Origin of the sequence: Mycobacterium tilburgii (assembly GCF_902168065.1) — a bacterium.
GTDB classification, from domain to species: domain Bacteria; phylum Actinomycetota; class Actinomycetes; order Mycobacteriales; family Mycobacteriaceae; genus Mycobacterium; species Mycobacterium tilburgii.
Genome location: NZ_LR655696.1, coordinates 74,247 through 94,081 on the forward strand (window position 1 = coordinate 74,247; position 19,835 = coordinate 94,081).

13 protein-coding genes and 12 pseudogenes are annotated in these 19,835 nt (G+C 66.9%); 9 read left to right on the forward strand and 16 right to left on the reverse strand.

Going from position 1 to position 19,835, the window contains the following annotated elements; genetic code table 11:
- Nucleotides 1–41 precede the first annotated feature (41 nt).
- The gene (locus FQ389_RS17735) at nucleotides 42–215 is read right to left on the reverse strand and encodes a hypothetical protein (RefSeq protein ID WP_186296269.1); all 174 of its coding nucleotides are present in this window, start codon (nucleotides 213–215) and stop codon (nucleotides 42–44) included.
- Nucleotides 216–275: 60 nt separating this feature from the next.
- Nucleotides 276–608 (reverse strand): hypothetical protein, encoded by a 333-nt coding sequence (locus tag FQ389_RS05225; RefSeq protein WP_260860512.1) that lies wholly within the window; start codon nucleotides 606–608, stop codon nucleotides 276–278.
- Here FQ389_RS05225 and FQ389_RS05230 point away from each other — a divergent pair.
- Nucleotides 541–1,505: pseudogene (locus tag FQ389_RS05230) on the forward strand (R2-like ligand-binding oxidase). The gene FQ389_RS05225 and the pseudogene FQ389_RS05230 overlap by 68 nt on opposite strands.
- Nucleotides 1,506–1,618: 113 nt before the next feature.
- Here FQ389_RS05230 and FQ389_RS22110 read toward each other — a convergent pair.
- The 4 genes and pseudogenes from FQ389_RS22110 to FQ389_RS22125 all read right to left on the reverse strand — a co-directional run bounded on the left by FQ389_RS22110 (nucleotide 1,619) and on the right by FQ389_RS22125 (nucleotide 3,219).
- Nucleotides 1,619–1,798, reverse strand: coding sequence for a thiamine pyrophosphate-dependent enzyme (locus FQ389_RS22110; protein WP_260860513.1), 180 nt, complete (start codon nucleotides 1,796–1,798; stop codon nucleotides 1,619–1,621).
- A pseudogene (locus FQ389_RS22115) lies at nucleotides 1,779–2,071 on the reverse strand (thiamine pyrophosphate-dependent enzyme). Before FQ389_RS22115 ends, FQ389_RS22110 begins: the two are co-directional and overlap by 20 nt.
- Nucleotides 2,072–2,191: 120 nt before the next feature.
- A complete protein-coding gene (locus tag FQ389_RS22120; RefSeq protein ID WP_407662762.1) occupies nucleotides 2,192–2,815 on the reverse strand; it encodes an acetolactate synthase large subunit family protein in 624 nt (207 codons plus the stop codon).
- Between the two features lie 185 nt (nucleotides 2,816–3,000).
- The gene (locus FQ389_RS22125) at nucleotides 3,001–3,219 is read right to left on the reverse strand and encodes a thiamine pyrophosphate-binding protein (RefSeq protein WP_260860509.1); all 219 of its coding nucleotides are present in this window, start codon (nucleotides 3,217–3,219) and stop codon (nucleotides 3,001–3,003) included.
- Nucleotides 3,220–3,341: 122 nt separating this feature from the next.
- Here FQ389_RS22125 and FQ389_RS05240 point away from each other — a divergent pair, with 122 nt between their 5' ends.
- The gene (locus tag FQ389_RS05240; protein ID WP_144206266.1) at nucleotides 3,342–4,718 is read left to right on the forward strand and encodes an NADP-dependent succinic semialdehyde dehydrogenase; all 1,377 of its coding nucleotides are present in this window, start codon (nucleotides 3,342–3,344) and stop codon (nucleotides 4,716–4,718) included.
- 99 nt (nucleotides 4,719–4,817) lie between these two features.
- On the opposite strand, the pseudogene FQ389_RS22130 reads toward FQ389_RS05240, so the two are convergent.
- From FQ389_RS22130 to FQ389_RS05250, 3 pseudogenes are all read right to left on the reverse strand, one after another.
- Nucleotides 4,818–5,027 (reverse strand): annotated as a pseudogene (locus FQ389_RS22130) (R2-like ligand-binding oxidase); the annotation flags it as partial.
- A gap of 20 nt (nucleotides 5,028–5,047) precedes the next feature.
- A pseudogene (locus FQ389_RS22135) lies at nucleotides 5,048–5,185 on the reverse strand (R2-like ligand-binding oxidase); the annotation flags it as partial.
- Nucleotides 5,186–5,271: 86 nt separating this feature from the next.
- A pseudogene (locus tag FQ389_RS05250) lies at nucleotides 5,272–6,902 on the reverse strand (acyl-CoA dehydrogenase family protein); the annotation flags it as partial.
- Here FQ389_RS05250 and FQ389_RS05255 point away from each other — a divergent pair.
- The 3 genes and pseudogenes from FQ389_RS05255 to FQ389_RS05260 all read left to right on the forward strand — a co-directional run.
- Nucleotides 6,902–8,134: pseudogene (locus tag FQ389_RS05255) on the forward strand (AMP-binding protein); the annotation flags it as partial. The pseudogenes FQ389_RS05250 and FQ389_RS05255 overlap by 1 nt on opposite strands.
- A 107-nt stretch (nucleotides 8,135–8,241) precedes the next feature.
- A complete protein-coding gene (locus FQ389_RS17740; RefSeq protein ID WP_260860510.1) occupies nucleotides 8,242–8,409 on the forward strand; it encodes a hypothetical protein in 168 nt (55 codons plus the stop codon).
- On the forward strand, nucleotides 8,343–8,705 hold the full coding sequence (locus tag FQ389_RS05260) for a YbjN domain-containing protein (RefSeq protein ID WP_144206259.1): 363 nt from the start codon (nucleotides 8,343–8,345) through the stop codon (nucleotides 8,703–8,705). Before FQ389_RS17740 ends, FQ389_RS05260 begins: the two co-directional genes overlap by 67 nt.
- 22 nt (nucleotides 8,706–8,727) lie before the next feature.
- Here FQ389_RS05260 and FQ389_RS05265 read toward each other — a convergent pair whose 3' ends face one another.
- Nucleotides 8,728–9,873, reverse strand: a complete 1,146-nt coding sequence (locus tag FQ389_RS05265; RefSeq protein ID WP_260860511.1) for an acyltransferase family protein — start codon at nucleotides 9,871–9,873, stop codon at nucleotides 8,728–8,730.
- Nucleotides 9,874–9,968: 95 nt separating this feature from the next.
- On the opposite strand from FQ389_RS05265, the gene FQ389_RS05270 reads away from it, so the two are divergent.
- Together FQ389_RS05270 and FQ389_RS05275 are read left to right on the forward strand one after the other, a co-directional pair.
- Nucleotides 9,969–11,255, forward strand: coding sequence for a DUF3068 domain-containing protein (locus FQ389_RS05270; RefSeq protein WP_186296272.1), 1,287 nt, complete (start codon nucleotides 9,969–9,971; stop codon nucleotides 11,253–11,255).
- A 20-nt stretch (nucleotides 11,256–11,275) separates the two neighbouring features.
- Nucleotides 11,276–12,988 carry a hypothetical protein gene (locus FQ389_RS05275; protein WP_144206269.1) on the forward strand — a complete coding sequence of 571 codons (1,713 nt, stop codon included), beginning with the start codon at nucleotides 11,276–11,278 and terminating at the stop codon, nucleotides 12,986–12,988.
- A gap of 40 nt (nucleotides 12,989–13,028) precedes the next feature.
- Here the strand turns inward: FQ389_RS05275 and FQ389_RS05280 are convergent, their stop codons facing one another.
- A complete protein-coding gene (locus FQ389_RS05280; protein WP_144206260.1) occupies nucleotides 13,029–14,183 on the reverse strand; it encodes a glycosyltransferase family 4 protein in 1,155 nt (384 codons plus the stop codon).
- Nucleotides 14,184–14,223: 40 nt separating this feature from the next.
- On the opposite strand from FQ389_RS05280, the gene FQ389_RS05285 reads away from it, so the two are divergent.
- Together FQ389_RS05285 and FQ389_RS05290 are read left to right on the forward strand one after the other, a co-directional pair.
- Nucleotides 14,224–14,994 carry a class I SAM-dependent methyltransferase gene (locus FQ389_RS05285; RefSeq protein WP_144206261.1) on the forward strand — a complete coding sequence of 257 codons (771 nt, stop codon included), beginning with the start codon at nucleotides 14,224–14,226 and terminating at the stop codon, nucleotides 14,992–14,994.
- A gap of 42 nt (nucleotides 14,995–15,036) precedes the next feature.
- Nucleotides 15,037–15,908: pseudogene (locus FQ389_RS05290) on the forward strand (aldehyde dehydrogenase family protein); the annotation flags it as partial.
- A 109-nt stretch (nucleotides 15,909–16,017) separates the two neighbouring features.
- On the opposite strand, the pseudogene FQ389_RS05295 reads toward FQ389_RS05290, so the two are convergent.
- From FQ389_RS05295 to FQ389_RS17745, 5 pseudogenes are all read right to left on the reverse strand, one after another.
- Nucleotides 16,018–17,110, reverse strand: a pseudogene (locus FQ389_RS05295) (ANL family adenylate-forming protein); the annotation flags it as partial.
- Nucleotides 17,076–17,725 (reverse strand): annotated as a pseudogene (locus tag FQ389_RS05300) (crotonase/enoyl-CoA hydratase family protein); the annotation flags it as partial. The pseudogenes FQ389_RS05300 and FQ389_RS05295, both read right to left, overlap by 35 nt.
- A 165-nt stretch (nucleotides 17,726–17,890) precedes the next feature.
- Nucleotides 17,891–18,667: pseudogene (locus FQ389_RS05305) on the reverse strand (wax ester/triacylglycerol synthase domain-containing protein); the annotation flags it as partial.
- 184 nt (nucleotides 18,668–18,851) lie between these two features.
- Nucleotides 18,852–19,384: pseudogene (locus tag FQ389_RS05310) on the reverse strand (hypothetical protein).
- Between the two features lie 7 nt (nucleotides 19,385–19,391).
- Nucleotides 19,392–19,835 (reverse strand): annotated as a pseudogene (locus tag FQ389_RS17745) (molybdopterin-dependent oxidoreductase); the annotation flags it as partial.

Genomic DNA, 19,835 nt, shown 5'->3' on the forward strand with positions numbered 1-19,835 from the left:
TGTCCGCGCTGACGCGCCAATCCAGCATCTCTACCGGGCGATCAGGTTAGTCGGCTGATGTCCGTAATCAGCTGAGGCACCAGCGTGATCGTGGCGATCCGGCGACCGCAGTTGTTGTCGAGGTCCGCGCCCAGCACCGCGTTGGTCTTCGTTAGCTTCAGCACCTGCACCGTCACCACATAGCTTTTCGCCGTCCCCGCGCGCAGAATCGTCACCGTAATGCCCAGCGTCGTGCAGGGACAACACGTCACCAGCTAGCCGCAGTGGTTGGCTGTCTAATCCAGCATCTCGGCCATCGAGCCGCCGCTGGGTTGAGCGAAATTGAAAGCACCGGAACCAGGTTCGTACGACATCCGCAGCCATCGTTCGGCACGGGACCCGTCCAGAAACGTCGCATTCAGCGCGGTGAGGTTGGGCGTCAAGTTCTTGTTGGCGTGTGCGATCCACTCCGGTTCGGTGAGCGCGGTGCCCGGTTCCCCGAACAAGCCCAGATAGCCATTGATATCCACACCCGACAGATTAACGCCGACGGCGGTGTTGCTGCGCAGGCCGTCTCGAAGGACGCGTGTTTTATCCGATCCGTTGGCTGCGGCTGCGTGCGGGCTCAACTGGGATAGCCTGCCGCTGCGACTATTCGCAAGCGGCAACGCGAAGTTCTGGAACCCCGCCGACATCGACTTCTCCCGCGATCGCGCGGACTGGGAACAACTGACCGGCGACGAACGCGACCTCGCCCTCCAGCTGTGCGCGCAGTTCGCCGCCGGGGAGGAAGCGGTAACCCACGAAATCCAACCGTTCATGGCGGCCATGGCGGTCCGAAGGCCGACGCGGCGACGAAATGTATCTCACGCAGTTCGCCTTCGAGGAGCCCAGACACGTCCAGGTGTTCCGGTTGTAGCTGGACGCCATCGGCGTGACCGAAGATCTGCAGAGTTACCTCGACCCACTGCCGACGTTCCGGCACATCTTCTACGAGGAGCTGCCAAAGTGCCTCGACACCTTGATATTGGCCCGTAACCGGCCGCCCAGGTGCGCGCGTCGGCCACCTACAACCACGTGATCGAGGGCATGATGGCGCTGACCGGTTACCACTCCTGGCACCGGATCTGCAGCGGCCGCAACATTCCGCCCGGTATGCAGGAGCTGGTGCGCGCATCGGCAACGACGAACGCCGCCACATGGCCTGGGGCACCTTCACCTGCCGGCGCCACGTCGCCGCCGACGACGCCAACTAAGGCGTCTTCGAGGCGAGGATGAACGAACTTCTTCCCGCTAGTCCTGCGGTCCGCCGAGGAAAGCTATGCGATGTATGGCGACGATATCCCGTTCGGCTTGCAGATGGATGGAGTCACGGCAGTACGCTGCGGACAAGGGTATGCGGCGATTCGGCACCATCTCGAGCACCCGCGGCCGCCCGCTCGCCGAGATCGACCTCGACTACTCACCGCTGCAGCTCGAGGACGCCTTCCGACGAGGACCAGAAGGCGCTGGCGGCCCCGGACTGAAAGCGCCGGGCGCTACCGGGTTTCGTCGAGTTTGGGCCTTAACGCACCAAAACCGTCCCGGTTGGTGCATAGGCACCACGCTCGGCGTCACGCGCTACAGGGTTTCGTCGAGCTCACCGAGACGGTCGGTCAGCCGCAGGTTCTCCGAGTAGTCCACCGGGCAGCAGATCACTACACCCCGCGTCGAGCGCGGCCCGTAGCGTGGGCAGCAGCTCGTCGACGTGAGAGGCCCGATACCCCTTGGCGCCAAAGCTTTCGGCGTACTTCACGATGTCAGGGTTGCCAAAGCGCACGTAGTGATGCTAGCCGATCTCGAGGGTCCATCTTCCATTCGATGAGACCGTATCCCCCGTTCTCCCAGACCAGTACCACCAGCGGGATCTTCTCCCGCAGGGCAGTCTCGATCTCCCACGAGTTCATCAGGAAGGCGCCGTCTCCACACTCACGTCCGGTTGCGCCAGCTGCACACTCAGTGCGCCGGGTAACACAAATCCCGTGGTGGACAAACCGTTTGATATAAGACAGGTGTTGCGTTCATACGTCAGATACAGCCGGGCAATCCACATCTTGGTGGCACCGGTGTCGACCAGCACCACGTCCGAGCGGCCCAGCGCTGCCCTGGTGTCGGCGACGACCCGCTGCAGCGCCAACGGATATCGTGAATCCTGTTGTCCCCGAGCAAATTACTAGGCCAGCAAGCCCGAGCCCGGCACCTCGGCGTCGTCGAAGCGGCAGCCGGAAAGCGCGTCGGCCAGTTGGTTCAGCGAATCGCTGATGTCGCCGATGATGCCGATAGCGACCGAGTAGTGCGCATCCACCTCGGCCGGGAAGCGGTGAATGTGGATGATCTTCTTGTCGGCCTGCGGGTTGATCCGGACCGGATCGAACTCCTGCAGCTCGTAGCCGACGGCGATCACCACGTCGGCATTGTCGAACCCGAAGTTGACTGTAGTCGTGCCGCATGAAACCCAGCGTGCGATGCTGTTGGGGTGATCGTCGGGCATCACGCATTTGCCGTGGAAGGTGTTGGCCACCCGGATGCCCAGCTCCTCGGCGAACCGCACCAGCGCCGCCGTCGCGTCGCTGCGCGCGGCCCCGTGCCCGGCCAGCAGCACCGGCCGTTGCGCGGTCCGCAAAATGTCGACCGCCCGTGCCACCTGTCGAGCCGCCGGCGCTTCGGCGCGAACAACGTTGCGGAGCAACAGCTGCAGCTCGTACTCGGTGTCGTCCTCGTCGATGTGCTCCGGGACGGCCAGGTACACCGCGGCGGGCCGTTCGGTCTCGGCGACCTTGAACGCCTTGCGGACCATCTCAGGTATGGCGCGCGGTCGGTACCGGCGCCGACCAGCGGGTGATCGTCGCGTACATCGAGACCAGGTCGACGTACTGGTGGGATTCCTTGTATTCGCGGTCCTGTCCGACCTGCGGTATTCGCGGTCCTGTCCGACCTGCGCCGAAATGGCGACCACCGGGGTGCTGTTGGTGGTGGCGTCGGCTACGCCGAGCTGCATGTTGATTGCGCCGGGACCAGTGTGGCGGTCACCACACCGGCTCGCCCGGTCACCCGACCGTACATCTCGGCCATGAAGGCCGCGCACTGTTCGTGCCGGGTCAGGATGTAGCGGATTTCCGACGCTGCCAACGCCTGGATGAAGCGGATGTTCTCTTCCCGGGGATGCCAAAAACGACGGCGACCCCCTCGTTCTCCAGGCATTTCACGATCAGTTGAGCCGCAGTGCTCATACGCCACCTCCCCTGCTGGGAACGATAGTGGCAGGCTAGGTGTTGAACATTTTTGCGACCACTTTGACCAACGCAGATGAAGGAGGCCCCACCGTGGCGATCGCCACCATCAACCCGGCCACCGGCGAGACGATCAAGTCTTTCACCCCAGCCACAGACGACGAGGTCGATGCGGCGATCGCGCGGGCTTACGCACGGTTCCAGGACTACCGCCACTCCACCACCTTCGCCCAGCGCGCCGAATGGGCCAATGCGACCGCAGACCTGCTGAAAAAGGAGGCCAACGATGTCGCGGCGATGATGACGCAGGAGATGGGCAAGACCCTGAAGTCAGCCAAGGCCGAAGCGCTCAAGTCCGCCAAGGGTTTTCGCTACTACGCTCAGAACGCCGAGCGGTTGCTGGCCGACGAGGTCGCGCGGGCCGAGGATGTCGGGGCGAAACAGGCGTATGTCCGCTACCAGCCGCTCGGGGTGGTGCTGGCGGTCATGCCCTGGAACTTCCCGCTGTGGCAGGCGGTGCGGTTCGCCGCGCCTGCGTTGATGGCGGGCAACGTCGGGCTGCTCAAGCACGCGTCGAACGTGCCGCAGTCGGCGCTCTATCTCGCCGACGTCATCGCGCGCGGCGGCTTCCCGGCCGACTGTTTCCAGACGCTGCTGGTGTCCTCCAGCGTCGTCGAACGCATCCTGCGCGACCCTCGCGTCGCCGCCGCCACGCTGACCGGCAGCGAGCTCGCCGGGCAGTCCGTCGCGGCGATCTGCGGCGAGGAAATCAAGCCGACCGTGCTCGAACTCGGCGGCAGCGACCCGTTCATCGTGATGCCGTCGGTCGATCTGGACGAGGCGGTCAAGACCGGGGTCACCGCGCGGGTGCAGAACAATGGCCAATCCTGCATCGCCGCCAAGCGGTTCATCGTGCACACCGACATCTACGACGCCTTCGTCGATAAGTTCGTCGAGCGCATGCAGGCGCTCACGGTCGGCGACCCGACGGACCCGGACACCGACGTGGGGCCGCTGGCCACCGAGTCGGGCCGCGAGGAGGTCGCCAAGCAGGTCGATGACGCCGTCGCCGCCGGCGCCACAGTGCGCCTCGGCGGCAAGGTTCCCGACCAGCCGGGTTGGTTCTACCCGCCGACCGTGGTCACCGACATCACCAAGGACATGGCCCTCTACACCGAAGAGATCTTCGGACCGGTCGCCTCGATGTACCGCGCGGCGAGCATCGATGAGGCCATCGAGATCGCCAACGCCACCACCTTCGGGCTGGGCTCCAACGCCTGGACCAACGATGAGGCCGAGCAGCAACGCTTCATCGACGAAATCGACGCCGGTCAGGTGTTCATCAACGGGATGACTGTGTCCTATCCGGAGCTGGGCTTCGGCGGCATCAAGCGCTCCGGCTACGGCCGAGAGTTAGCGGGTCAGGGTATCCGCGAGTTCTGCAACGCCAAGACCGTCTGGGTCGGCTAACGCCGTGGGCCGTCGCCGAGTGTGCGGCCTACGCATCAACCGCGGCGGTCTCGGTGCGTTAAGGCACACACTCGGCGCCGTGGGGCCGAGCCCCGCCGCTCAGGCCGAGGCGTCGGCAAGCGCCCGCTCGTCTTCCGCGGCGAAGGTGTCCTCGAGCTGCAGCGGTGCGTAGTCCAGATCGATCTCGCCGAGCGGGCGACCGCGGGCGCTGGCGATGGTGTCGAACCGCCGCATCCCCTTGTCGGAGGCGTAGGCCATGGACTCCTCCGTCGACAGGCCTAACGGCATCGGGTCGTAGAGGGTGAAGCCCCGTCCTCGGTTAGTCGCTACCAATCGGCGCGGTCGCGGGAGAAGTCGATGTCAGCGGGATCCCAGAATTTGGCATTGCCGCCAGCAAAGAGCTTGAGCGGCGAGCTATCCCAGTTGAGGCCGCCCTGGGCCATTGAGGCAACTCGGGTTCTGTTCATGTGACCTCTCACCGTTGGCATGGCTCACCTCGTTTCAACGACCACTAGTTATCTTACGGTGAGATATGTCATAGTCAAGACCTGAGCTAGGACCGCATCTGGTAGGCGCCGTTGATGGGTTCGATGTGCCCCTTCCAGACCTGGTCGTAACGCGCCGGGTCGTGGACCGGGGGCGGCGGACCATGCGCATCGCGAAACAGGCCTGCTCGTCGGTCGTCGCTGATTTGTCGTGCAACTCGACGGCGTAGCCGTTGAAGTCGCGCACCAGCACCGCGAAGATCTCGTCGAGCAGCGCCTCATCTCGACGCCGGAAATCGGCGCCTCTTCAGGATCAGCTGAGCATAGGGCGCCGTGGCGAACAACTGCCCCACTCCGAACGCGAAGTCGCTGTCCTTCTGCTGCGCCGGGTCCGGGGTGGCGCTGGCCAACATCTCGGCTAGCAGGTCGATCTGCTCGCGCAACAGCGCGACGTTGGGCAAGTGGACGTAACTCTCGAACGGCGCGCGCCAATCGTGGAAGCGCACCTTGCCCAAACCCCGGTAGGCCCCTGCCGGAACAGGAACGCGTCGGCGGCCGCGTCGTCGCGACGGCCGATCAGCGGCAAGTCGGCGTTTGGCGCAAATAGGAAGTTGGGCATGAACTTGGCAAGCAGCCCGACGTTGATGTGCACCGTGCCCTCAAGCCTTGAGCAGCAAACCGTTTTCGCGTGTCATGACCTCGAAGATGGTGTCCTTCTCGACGCCCTTGGCGGCGATGACGTCCCATAGGACGGTGATCACCCGCTCGCCTTCGCTAGTGATCTTCGCCTTGGTCAACGGGCTGTACAGCAGGTAACGGCGGTCGTCGGTGATGCGCTGCGCATGTAGTCGCACGCCCGGGTGGCGACCAGTTTCATCGCGATCAGCCCGCACGTAGGCGTCGGTGAGCAACCGCCGCACGTGACTGAAGTCGGTGACGACTGTCCCGTACAAGTGCTGGTGGACGCGTGGGTGACCGCCTCGTACATGGCGTGGGTGCACATGCCCACCGCACCCCAGCCGAGGTTGTAATTGCAGACGTTGACCGTGTTGAGCGCGACGTGGAAGGCGTCCGGGCCGCGGTGCAGCAGGTCGGCTTCGGTGACCGGGTAGTCGCGCAGCGCGTAGTTTGCGACGAAGTTCTGCAAGTTGACGACGTTCTTAATCAGCTCGTAGCGGTCGTGCTGGGAGTCGGCGACGAAGAAGACGTACTCGTCGTTCTTCGGCGAGGAGCCGGCGATCTTGCCGAACGTCGACACCATCCGCGCGACGTTGGCGATGCCGATGTAGTACTTCCCGCCGTTGGCCGTCCAGCCGCCCTAACCGTCGGCGCGCTACACCATGTCGGTTTGGTAGACGTCGGCGCCGTGCGACTGCTCGGACAGGCCGAAGGCGAACACCTCGCCGGCCTGAAGCTGTGCGGCGGCCTTGTGCTTGGCGTCCTCGTTGGCACTCATCCAGATCGGCCCCAGGCCGAGCGCGGTGACCTGGAACGGGTAGCAGTAGTTCAGCCCGTAGAAGCCGACGATCTCGGCGAACTCGCTGATCTGGTAGGTATCCCAGCGACAAGCCAGGTCAGCCGAGGCGCCGTACTCCGAGGGCGTCAGCACGGAGGCGAAGATGTGCTCGCGCCCGATGTGGTCGAGGAACTCGGAGTACCAGCGGCGCCCGTGATCGTGGGCCTTGAGCCGGGCCTTGCCAACCGTTGACGGCCGCCGAGTTGGCAGGCCTGCTTCAGCTGCGGCCGCCGGCCCTGCTGGTGGGGCAGGAACATCCCGACATCCCCGGCTTGCCAATGGGTTTCACCCACCGATCCGACGCTGTCCGACGCCGCGCTGCCCGAGGCGGTGTCACCGGTGTGGAAGGCAATGGGATCGGGCGACAGCACGGGCCGACCCAAACTGATCGAGTCTGGCGGACCACACTTTGGGAAGCCGGATACCGCCGGCGATCGGCTATCCGCTGGGCGCCCAGGAGGGTGACGTCACGCTGTGCCGGTGCCGCTGTCGCACAACACCGGCTTCACGCGGCGACGGTCGCGTTGCTGATGCGCCACCACCTAGTGCTGATGAGCAGGTTCGATCCGCACCGGTTTCTGCAATCGATTACCGAGCACCGCGTGACGTTCCTGACCGCGGTGCCGACGATCATGCAGCGGACCCTGCCCGTGTACCATGCCGACCCGGTGGCCTACGACCTCTCGTCGATCCGGCGGTTCTGGCATCTGGCCGCGCTGTGCCCGCCCGCCATCAAGCAGGCCTGGATCGACCTGCTGGGACCGGAAAATCTGGGAACTCTACGGCAGCACCGAATTACACGCGCTGACCTTCATCTCCGGCGACCAGTGGCTGACGCACCCCGGTTCGGTGGGCGTGGTCTTCGCCAGCGAGATGTAAGGTGCTCGACGACGACGGCAACCCCTGGCCGCCGAGCGTGGTCGGCGAAATCTACATGCGGCCCAGCCCCGGCAGCGCGCCGACCTACCGGTACGTCGGCGCGACGGCCAAGACCCGCGACGGCTGGGATTCGCTGGGCGATCTGGGCTATTTCGACGTCGACGGGTTTCTGTACCTGTCGGATCGGCGGGTCGACATGTTCACCGTCGGCGGGCGCAACGTCTATCCCGGAGAGATCGAGAACGCACTGTCGGCGCATCCGGATGTGTTGTCCTGCTTGGTCGTTGGTGTGCCCGACCCGAACGCCGGCGATCTGGGCCAGGTGGCCCTACGCCCTGGTGCGGACCGGCGAGGGAGCCAGCCTGGACGCCGCGGGCGCGCTGCAGTTTCTGCGTGAGCACCTCGCGGGATACACGGTGCCGCCCACCCCGGACTTCGTCGAATTCGTCGACACGCCCCTGCGCGACGACGCCGGCAAGGCCCGCCGATCGGCGGTGCGGGCCGAGATCATCGCGCGGCTGCCGGCCGCGGAGGCAAACCGACCGTCACGCTCGACGGCGCCAAGAATCCTCCAAGGCCCCGGCGCCACCATCAGGCCGATTGATGACCGGCGTGCCGGAGAGGGGCCATGAAGATCGAGCCATTGAGCTCCGAGTTGATCGAACGTTATCTGCGCTCGCGCCAGTTGCGGTTCTTCCGCAGTGACGACGACCAGGAATTCCTGCTGATGCTGTCCAACATCGAATGGGGCAGGCTGCACGTCATCCTGCGGATCAACGGCTTGCGGCCCGACATCTTGGAATCTCGGTAAGCCCGGCCGGCTACTACCACGCCGGCGAACGGCCGCGGTTGATGGAACTGGTCAACAACTGGAATCGAGACACGCACTGGCCCAAGGCGTTTTGTGCGCGAAACCGCGCAGCCCCAGGTCAGCGTGGTCGGAGAGAGCGCTTACCTGCTCACCGACGGCATCCCACCCTCGCGGCGCTGGGCAACTTCATCAGGTCCACCGTCGAGTACGGAACCGATCTGTTCACGAAGATCGAGCAAGCCATCGCCCTGCCCTCGGCGCAGGCGCTGGAACAGTGGATGGACCGCACCGGTTAAGGGCGACGCGTCCGCCTCGGCGTCAACTGGTTCTTGCACTCTCGACCGGCTTCGCGTGTTTCTCCCAGCCTCGCAACGCTTCCCGGCACGGCGCCTCGACCAGGGCATAACTCACCGCCGCGATCGCGAAGCCGAACAGCAGCGTCAGCACCAGCACCGTCGGCATGTTGCCGGTGAACGGGAAGGTCCCGATCACCGGGAACACCATGGCCAACGCGGCCAGGTGCCAGATGAACAGGCCATAGGACCAGCGGCCCAGGGTGACCAGCACGACGCTGCCCAACACCCGGTGAGCGGTGCCGGGGCGGTCCAGCACCAACGGAGCGATCAACGCGAACGCGACCAGCGCGCCCATCGCCGTCTTCGCCGCGAACTGTGCGGCGGTACCCGGAACCAGCCCCTCCGGCCCCGCCAGCGGCGACGCCGCCACCGCGAACGCGAGTAGCGCGACACCGGCCATCAGCCACCGCCGCCGTGCCAGCCGGTGCGCCGCGCCGATCGGGGCGTGCACCCACTCGGCGAGCAGCATGCCCGCGGCGAACCAGGAGAAAAATGCCGGCGGCCAGTTCAGCGGGTTGCCCGACGCCGACTGCCCGGTGAACAACGGCAGCCAGGCCCAACCCCAGCTGAGTACGGCCAGCGTGGCGATCACCGGCACCCGCGCACCTACCGGCAGACGCCGGGCCAGCAGCGCCAGAATCGGTAACGCCAGATAAAAAGTGACCTCGACCGACAGGCTCCACATCTGGGTCAGGCCGCCGGTCAGGGTGAGCGGCACATAGATCTGAGTCAGCGTCAGGTTTGCCAGCCACACGGTCGGGCTGGCGTGATCCGCGTCGGGCAGCAGGGTGAGGATCACGACGACCGCCACCAGATAGGCCGGCATGATGCGCACCACCCGCGACCGCAAGTAGTGGCCGGTCGGCGGCGGCCGCGTCAGCCCGCGCGCCGCACCGGCGTGGCCGCGCCACAGCAGGAATCCCGACAGCGCGAAAAACACCGCCACGGAGAGGTCGAAGCGCCCGAACAGCCGTCCGTCGACACCGCTGGAATGCGCGGTCTGGAACGCCACGTGCGTGACGACCACGCCCATGGCCGCGCAGGCACGCATACCCTCAAGGGCGGGGAGGAAACTTCGGGTTCCACCCACCTGCCGGCCTTCGGTCACGGTCCCAGTCTGCCTGCGCTGTGTTACCTGCCGGACCGGGTACTGCTGTTAGGGTCAAACGGGTTTGCCTAGAGCACTTAGGAGGGCACGGCAACGTGAACCGGGCGGTTATGTTGCGGTTCGCCGCATGCGGAATCATCGGACTCGGGGCCGCCCTGCTGATTGCCGCGTTGCTGCTGTCGACCTACACGACCAGCCGGATCGCGAAGATTCCGCTGAACATCGACACCACGCTGGTCAGCGACGGCAGCGGCACCGCGATAGACATGGCGTCGCTGTCCGGCGACCACGTCGTCGTCAACCAGAACGTGCCGCTGGTGGCTCAGCAGCAGGTCAGCGTCGAATCGCCGGCCAACGCCGACGTCGTCACGCTGCAGGTCGGCAGCACCCTGCGGCGCACCGACAAGCAAAAGGACACCGGACTGCTGCTGGCGATCGTCGACACCGTCACCCTCAACCGCAAGACGGCGATGGCGGTCTCCGACGACACCCACACCGGCGGGGCCGTGCAGAAGCCGCGCACCATCAACGACGAGAACCCGCCCACGTCGATCCCGGTGCGCCACGACGGCCTGGCCTACCGCTTCCCGTTCCACACCGAGAAGAAGACCTACCCGTACTTCGACCCGATCGTGCAGAAGAGCTACGACGTCAACTACGACTCCGAGGACGACGTCAACGGCCTGACCACCTACAAGTTCACGCAGAACATCGGCTACAGCACCGACGGCAAACTGGTGGCGCCGGTGAAGTATCCGTCGCTCTACGCCGGCGACGAAGACGGCCAGGTGACGACGTCCGCGGCGATGTGGGGCCTGCAGGGCGGCGACCCGGCCGAGCAGATCACCATGACCCGCTACTACGCGGCGCAGCGGACATTCTGGGTAGACCCGGTCTCGGGCACCATCGTCAAGGAGACCGAGCACGCCAACCACTACTACGCCCGGGACTCGCTCAAGCCCGAGGTGACGCTGACCAACTACAAGGTCACCTCCAACGAGGACACCGTGGAGTCTCAGGTGAACGCGGCCCGCGACGAGCGTGATCGGCTGGCGCTGTGGTCGCGGGTCCTGCCGATCACCTTCACCGCGGTCGGCCTGATCGCCCTGATCAGCGGCGGCGTGCTGGCCTCATTCAGCCTACGTACCGAGAGCGCGCTGACCGATCCCGGCCTGGACCGCGGGGACGAGGAGTTCTTCGACCGCAGTGGGGTCGAGGAACGGGTGCCCGGCGCCGAAGCGGAGACCGAAAAGTTGCCCACGCAACGCTCGGAAGCACGCGACGATCCGCCCGGCCCCGACCCGCTGCCCGAACCGGGGCCGCCGGAACCGAATCCACCCGGCCCATCCGATCGGACTAGCCCGCAGTCCGACCGACGGTGACCGCACCACACCGCCGGGCGGTGCAGTGGTCAGTACCCGTCTACTCCCTGTTGCTGACGCTGCTGGTTGCCGGACCGCTGCTGCGCCCGGGGTACCTGTTGTTGCGCGACGCGGTGTCGACGCCGCGCTCCTACCTGTCGGACACCGCCCTGGGGTTGACGGCCCCGCCGCGGGCGGCGCCCCAGGATTTCGCGGTGGCGCTGGCCTCGCACGTGATCGATGGCGGCGTCGTGGTGAAGGCGCTGCTCGTCCTGGGACTGTGGCTGGCGGGGTGGGGTGCGGCACGGCTGGTCACGACCGCGCTGCCCGACGCCGGCATCGCGGGCCGGTTCGTCGCGGTCACCCTGGCGGTATGGAATCCCTATGTGGCCGAACGGCTTTTGCAGGGGCACTGGAGTCTGCTGGTCGGTTACGGCTCTCTGCCGTGGGTCGCGGCGGCGGTGTTGAGGCTGCGCTTCGGCGGGCCGGGTTTTTTTGCGTTGGCGTGGTGGATCGCGCTGGCCGGGCTGACCCCGACCGGGCTGATGCTCGCCGCGACGGTGGGGCTGGCCTGCGTCGCCGCGTCGGGTACCGGCCGACCCCGGTGGCTGTGTGCAACCGCGGTCCTGGGTGCGGGGCTGGTGGCGGCGCTGCCGTGGCTGGTGGCCGCGGCGACCGGCCCGTCGATGGCCGGCACCAAGGCGGCGAGCACGCTCGGGGTTGTCGCGTTTGCGCCGCGCGCGGAGCCGGGGTTGGACACGCTGGGCAGTCTGGCCGGGCTGGGCGGAATCTGGAACAGCGAGGCGGTGCCCAGCTCGCGGGCCACGCTGTTCGCCGCGGTGTCGACGCTGGTGCTGCTGAGCGTGGTGGCGGCCGGGCTACCGACCGTGCTGCGCCGCCGCGCCGTGGTGCCGCTGCTGATGCTGGCGGCGGCCGCGGTGCTCGTTCCCGCAGCGCTGGCCACCGGGACCGGCCTGCACCTGCTGGCCGCGGTCGTCGATGCCGCGCCCGGGCTCGGCGTGTTGCGCGACGGCCAGAAGTGGGTGGCGCTGGCGGTGCCGGGATACACGCTGGCCGGGGCCGGCGCGGTGGTGACGGTGCGCAGGTGGCTGCCCGCGCCGGCCGACGTCGCCGCGGCGCTGACCTGCTGTCTCGCGCTGATCGCGCTGCTGCCCGACGCGGCCTGGGGCGTCGGCGGCAAGGTCGCGGCGGTGCACTACCCGCCTGGGTGGGCTGCGGTGGCGGCGCAGATCAACCGCGCGCCCGCGCCTGTCGCGGTCTTGCCCGCCGGGTCGATGCGGCGCTTCGCCTGGTCGGGTCCGACGCCGGTGCTCGATCCGCTGCCGCGCTGGGTGCGGGCCGAGGTGTTGTCCACCGGCGACATGGCGATCTCGGGCCGGGTGGTGGCCGGGGAGGGGAACCGCGCCCGGGCGGTTCAGGAGCTGCTACTGTCCGGGCGCGACCCAGCCGCCCTGGCCCCGGCCGGGGTGGGCTGGCTGGTCGTCGAGACCGACACGGCCGGTGACCTAGGGTCGGCGGCGCGCATGCTGGGCACGCTCACCCCGGTCTACCGCGACCAGCACATCGCGCTGTACCGCATCGGCGGCCAGGGCGCCGGTGTGCCGGTGTGCCGGCGGCAGGCCGTCCTGATCGCGCATCTGGCGTGGCTGGCGATACTGATCGGGGGTGCAGGCGGTGTCCTGGTCGGCGCGATGCGTCGGCGCGGTACGCCGCGACACTTGAACCATGGCTGACCCACGGCGATCGACGTCGCTGAGGATCAGGTTTCGCGAATCAGATGACGCCGCTGACGAATTCGCCGGCCCGGGCGGCTTCCAGCACGGCGCGCATCGAGTCGGTGCTCTGCGTCCAAGAGAACTCGCCGCTGCAGGTCTGCGCCTTGGCGCCGAGCTGGTCGCGCAGCACCGGCTCGCGGAGCAGTTCCTCGAGGCGGACCACCAGTTCGGCACGATCGTCGACCAAGATCCCGGTGACGCCGTCAACGATGGAGTCGGACAGACCACCGGAGGACCGGTAGCCGATGGTGGGTACCCGATGCTGGGCGGCCTCGACGACGGCCAGCCCCCAGCCCTCTTTGCGCGAGGGCAGCACGTGCACCCACGCGCTCTGCAGCACATGATGTTTGGTCACGTCGTCGACGTGGCCGTGGAACGTCACGGCATCGCAAATGCCGAGACTGCGGACGTGGTCGACCAGCCGCTGCCGCCACCAGCCGTCGCCGACGATGTCGAGGTGCAGGCCGGCGAACCGGGGCCGCAGCTCGGAAACCGTGTCCAGGGCATCCTCGATCTGCTTGTGCGGCACCAGCCGCGACAGCACCACCACCCGCGGCACCGACGAACGCGGCCCGGACAACGAGACGGACGGCGCCTCGTCAAGCCCGTTGCGCACCACCGCAATCCGCTCGTTGTCCACACCGAGGGCGACCAGGTCGCGCGCCGACGGCAGCGACACCGTCAGGTATTGATTGCGCCGGTGCAACCGCGGCGACAACCACGACTCGACGAACCAGCCCAGCCGGCCGAGCACCGGCCCGGCGACCGGCCACTGCTCGCGGTGACAGTGGTGCACCAGAACGACCACACGGCGGCCGAACAACAGCCGGGCGCAAAACGGCAGACCGTTTTGCGCGTCGACCACCACGTCGGGGCGCGCCGCGCGCAGCGGCCCGAGCCCCAGTCTCGCGGCGGCCAAGGCCAGCAGCGCCCACACGTAGACCGAGTAACGCCCGCCGGCGCGGTTTATCCGAACACCGTCGACGACGTCGTGGCGCGGTGAACCCGGATAGCGCGCGGTGCGCAGGGTGACGGTGACGCCCGAGGCAGCCAGTTGCGCGCCGATGCGCTGCAGATAGGTTTCGCTGCCGCCGCCCTGCGGGTGGCCGGTGTCGCGCCAGCACAGCAGCAGTACCGAGCGCAGACCAGACATCACTGTCAGCCTAACCGTTGCCCGACGTAGGGTGTGGCCGGTGGCGGTCACTGAGGTGTTTGCGCGACGAGCGACGCTGTCGCGTTCGGTGCGGCTGTTGTCGGAGTTCCGCGACGAGCAGCCCGACCCGGCCCGCTTCTACCGCGCCCTGGCGGCCGATACCGCGGGCATGATCGGCGACCTCTGGCAGGCGGCCCACGGCGAACCGCTGACCGGCCGGACCGTGCTCGACGTTGGCGGCGGGCCGGGCTATTTCGCGGAAGCGTTCGCCGACGCCGGAGTCCGCTATTTCGGCGTGGAGCCCGACCCGGCCGAAATGCACGCCGCCGGACCCGCGATCACCGCCGCGACGGGCAGCTTCGTCCGCGCCTCGGGCATGGCGTTGCCGTTCGCCGACGACTCCGTGGACATCTGCCTGTCGTCCAACGTCGCCGAGCACGTGCCGCGGCCCTGGCAACTCGGCGCCGAGATGCTGCGCGTCACCAAGCCGGGCGGCCTCACGGTGCTGTCCTACACCGTGTGGCTGGGCCCGTTCGGCGGGCACGAAATGGGCCTGACGCATTACCTGGGCGGCGCCCGCGCCGCCGACCGCTACGCCCGTAAACACGGCCACCGGGCCAAGAACGACTACGGGTCATCGTTGTTCGCGGTATCGGCCGCGGACGGACTGAGCTGGGCCGAGAACACCGGCGCGCTGGTGGCCGCATTTCCGCGCTACCACCCACGATGGGCCTGGTGGCTGACCGCGGTGCCGATGCTGCGCGAGTTTCTGGTCAGCAATCTCGTGCTAGTGCTCTCGCCTAGAGAATGAAACATGTTCTCGTTTTGCTTTGCCTTGGGTAGGGTGGCGCCCATGGGCGAGTTGAAGACCGAATACGACAAGCTTTCCATCGGCGGCAAGTGGACGGAGCCCTCGACGTCCGAGGTAATCGAGGTGCACTGTCCGGCCACCGGCGAGTACTTCGGCAAGGCGCCGCTGGCCGCGACGGCCGACGTGGACGCCGCGTGGCCGCGGCCCGCGCCGCGTTCGACAGCGGCCCCTGGCCCGCCACGCCGCCGAAAGAGCGCGCGGCCGTCATCGCCAACGCGGTGAAGCTGATGGAGGAGCGCAAGGAACTGCTGAGCGCGCGGCTCGCCGGGGAAACCGGCCAGCCGCCGACCACCGTCGAGACGATGCACTGGATGGGTTCGGTGGGCGCGATGAACTTCTTCGCCGGCCCGGCCGTCGACCAGGTCAAGCGGCGCAAGATCCGCAACGGGTCCTACGGCCAGACAATACGTCTACCGCGAGCCGAGCGGTGTGGTCTGCGCGATCGTCACCTGGAAGGTGCCGTTGTTCCTGGCGGTCAACAAGCTGGGTCCCGCGCTGCTGGCCGGCTGCACGGTGGTGCTCAAACCGGCCGCCGAAACCCCGTTGACCACAAACGCGTTGGCGGACATCTTCGCCGAGGCCGGCCTGCCCGAGGGCGTGCTGTCGGTGGTGCCCGACGGCGTCGAGACGGGCCAGGCCTTGACCTCGAACCCGGACGTCGACATGTTCACGTTCACCGGCAGCTCGGCGGTCTGCAAAGAGATCGGCCGGCGCGCCGCGGAACTGCCCAAGCCGTACACGCCCGAGCTCGGTGGCAAGTCAGCGGCCATCCTCCTCGAGGACGTCGACCTGGCGTCGGCAATCCGATGCTGGTGTTCTCCGGGATCATGGACACTGGGCAGGCCTGCGTGGGCTAGACCCGCATCCTGGCGCCGCGCTCGCGCTACGACGAAATGTGTGTGTCATCACGTCAGTCAAACCCAGAAGCCAGATTATGCAATAAGCCTAATCCTTAGGATCTGCTCAGCTTATGCTCACCGCGAGTAAATGACCTGTGTCACATGTTTCCGTGGTATGTGAGTTGGTAGCACTAACAAGGCGCAGCACCTTGCCCGTGGGGTGTGGTTGGCAGCTCGTCGCGAAACACGACGCGGTCCGGGGTCCACGAACCGCGCAAGCTCTTGCGGACGTGCTCGCGCAATTCTTCGGGGTCGGGATCGGCGCCGGGCCGGTGCACCACCACGGCGACGATCGCCTGACCCCACTGCGGGTCCTCGACCCCGAACACCGCGACGTCGCGCACCTGCGGATGCTCGACGAGTACCTCCTCCAGCTCGGCGGGCGCGATGTTCTCGCCGCCGCGGATGATGGTGTCGTCGCTGCGGCCGCCGATGAACAGATAGCCCTCGTCGTCCAGCATCGCGATGTCTTTAGTTGGGAACCAACCGTCTTCGTCAAGGACGGACCCGATGCCGGTATAGCGGCCGGAGACCTGCTCGCCGCGCACGAAGAGCTCGCCGGCCGACGGGCAGCACGTTGCCGTCGTCGCGGATCTCGATCTCGACGCCGGGCCACCCGGCCGCCCTACCGATCCGAGCCGCCTGATGGCGGGGTCCTACGCGGCCAGCGCCGCGCGACGGTCCTCGGGCGTCAGCACCGCGATCGTCGAACTCGTCTCGGTCAGCCCGTAGGCGTTGATGAAGCCGCCCCCGGGTAACAGCTCGAGCGCGCTGCGCACCAGGGGCAGGCCGACCTTGGAGTCCGCCGTCGGCCAGGTTGCGCAGCGACGGCAACTGGTGACCGCCAGACTCCAGCGCCGTGACGACGCGGTCCAGCATGGTGGGCACCAACGTCGCGGTGGTGACGTGCTAAGCGTTGATCAGCCGTACCTTCGTGCGCGTCGAAGTTGGGCAGGTACACCATAATACTTGCGACCAGCGTAGCGGTTCGACAGCGCGGCGCCGACACCGGCGATGTGATACGGCGGCAGACAGATCAGCGCCGCGTCTTCGGCTGCGGCGGAATCGAATTCGACCGTTCCGGTGACGTAAGTGGTCAGGTTGCTGTGCGAGAGTTCGACGGCCTTGGGCTGCGACGTGGTGCCGGAGGTGAACAGCTACCGCCAGCGGCCTGTTGGCGGCGATCTTCTCGGCCAGCGCGATCGCGCCGTCCAGGGCAGCGCCCGGCTCGGTCAGCACGTTCACCATCCCCAGCGCGTGCGCGCGTTCGGCGCTCAGGTTCTCCCCGGTCAGCGCCAGCTCCATCGCGATGGCCGACGGGATGCGCTGCGGCCGCAACAGCCCCCCGCCGCCGGCCACCAGCCCGCGCTTGACCTCCGGGATCCCGAAGGCCGAATCCTTGGACGCCACGATCAGGTCGGTAGCCAGGGCCAGTTCGGTGCCGCCCGCCAGGGCGTAGCCCTCGACGGCCGCGATCAGCGGCTTGTCCGGGGACGCTCCGTGAAGCTCATGCCGCGGCCCTAGACTATGGGCAGTTCCCCGCGGGCGAACGCCTTGAGGTCCATGCCCGCACAGAACGATCCGTCCGCGCCAGTCAGGATGCCGACGGACAGACCGGGGTCGTCGTCGAGTTGGTCGACGGCCGCGGCCAGCCCGTTGGCCACCGCAGCGTTGACCGCCTTCTTGGCCCTGGGCCGGTTGATCGTGATGATCAAGATCCGGTCCTGCTGTTCGACGATGACCTCGGGCTCGTTGGCTTCATTCGTTTCCACTCACGGCGTTGCACATCTCCTCGGTAGTCGTGGCAAACCAGGGCTGCTATCGACTGATGGTAGCTGCTGAAGGAAAAGGTATTGGCATCAGGAGAGAGTCCTGTTACCCGAATTCGTGCCGTGGCGTGCGGCCGGGCCTCTCAGGCCGGGGCCATGCGGCGTCGACGAGCCGCCGCACCGCTTGCCCGTCTCCTTGATGTTGGCCAGCGCGAGGGTGGCCGTGGCGAACCGGCGCTCCGGGGTGATCCGGTGGTTGATGAAAGGTGGCCGGCGGGGTGAAGGGCATGGTCAGCTACGGCGAGAGTTTTCGCGAGCTGCGCCGGACCCGGTTGATGCCGCGCGGTGTAGCGCACCGTCCCGGGCAGTTTCGCGAACTGGCGCAGGTGGTCGGCGAACGCCGACCGCAGCAACTGCGCTTTGGTGGGTACAGGATCGGTGATACGGGGACCGCTTTCCGGGGTCGGGCAGCAGATCCATGCCGCGCGCTATCAGGTTGGCGGAGGGGCGACTCCGTCGGCCGGGTCGTGGTGGATCTTGCCGACCACCACGACCCGGTTGTTGGCCAGGCCCTCGATGAAGTACATCTCCCACAACGGGCGGCTGCGGTCCAGCGAGGTACTGGCAATCTGCCCGATCGCGTCGTCGAGCTCGCGGCGCCCGCCCGGCTCGGGCAGCCGCATCGGCCCGGATGTGGTAGTCGAGGTCCACCGCGCAGTGCTCGCGCCACATCGGGTAATGGAATTTCCAGGGGATGTCGACGAGTTGGTAGGTGAAGGGCCTGAGTTTGTTCAGTCGCGCGCCGATGACCTGACGGAATGCGTCGATGTTGAAATCGCGATGCTCGGGGTCGATCTCGACGATGGCAACCTTGCTGGTGTGCATGTGCACGTTCGGGGTCTCGTTGTATAGCAGGACCGAGTCCCAGTCGCTGAGCTGTTTCATCGCTGGCCCCTTCCCCTCAGCAGCGACCTTACTAGCGGCGCCCGCAGTAACCACTTCAACACAAGGTGTCATGCCCGAAACCCGCGCCGTCATGTACCGGACTGTACTTCCAGGTTGTCGACACAAACTGACGTTTGCGTCGAAACCGCGAAGATGGCGGCGTTATGTTTGCTTATATGTCGGATTACCAGCTATATACTGCCTGCTTCACTTTGCTGAGCGGCGCGCGGCGACGCACCACGACCAGCCGGATCGCGTAGGCGACCGCACTCACGCCGAACATTGTCGCGGTGAGCAGCAGCCACCTTCCCAGGAAAGGCTGCTGGGTCGGTCCCGTCGCCGCCTGATATGTGGGAGCGTCCTACTCGACTATCCCGGGCAGGAAGATCAGCAGGGTCAGCCCCGCGCACAGGGCAGAAACCCGAATATAGTTTCGGGCCAGTACTTTTGGCTGCGCACGCGACCGCTTCCGTTGGGCCGTGCGGCGAGTACCCGATCGGCCACCGCATACAGCGGGAAGAACAGCAGGTCATGGGCGACGATGGTGGCGGCGAACCACACCGCGATGGACTGCCACCGGCTGTCTGGATTCCACAGCGTGGCCGGCTTGAAGGTGGCCAAAATGTAGCCCAGCAGCGCGAAACCGAACGCCATAGTCAGCAGATGCAGCAGATGTGATCCGTAAAGCGTCGTGAAAAGTGTTGTGATTCTTGACATCTAACGCCTAGTATTCGAGGCTGCCCACCCACTTGGTGCAGTGCACACCGGGCAGCGCGGGAACGATGATCCGGTCCGGGTAGCCGTGATCCAACGACAGGTCCTCGCCATCGACCCGCATCGCCAGCAGCGCGTCGGGATCGCCAACCTAGTTGGCCTGCAACGTCGCCTCCCCGAACGCCCCGCCGCGCTGCAGCAACACTACGCGCGCCATGCGGGGTGCCGGGCACACCCGCGACGCGGGCCAGATCGCCCAGCCGGACACCGCTCCAGGTCTGCACGGTCGACCAGCCTTCACGCAGGCGATCGGCAGGCGCGCGATGTGTTGCAGCAGCGCGGCCAGCCTGGCCCGATCCAGCACCACCTCGGTCGTCCCGCCGCGTAACCGCAAAGCCCAACGCGGACCGACACTTTTGGGGCTGATACTCGCCACGATGGCGGTCTTGTTGAC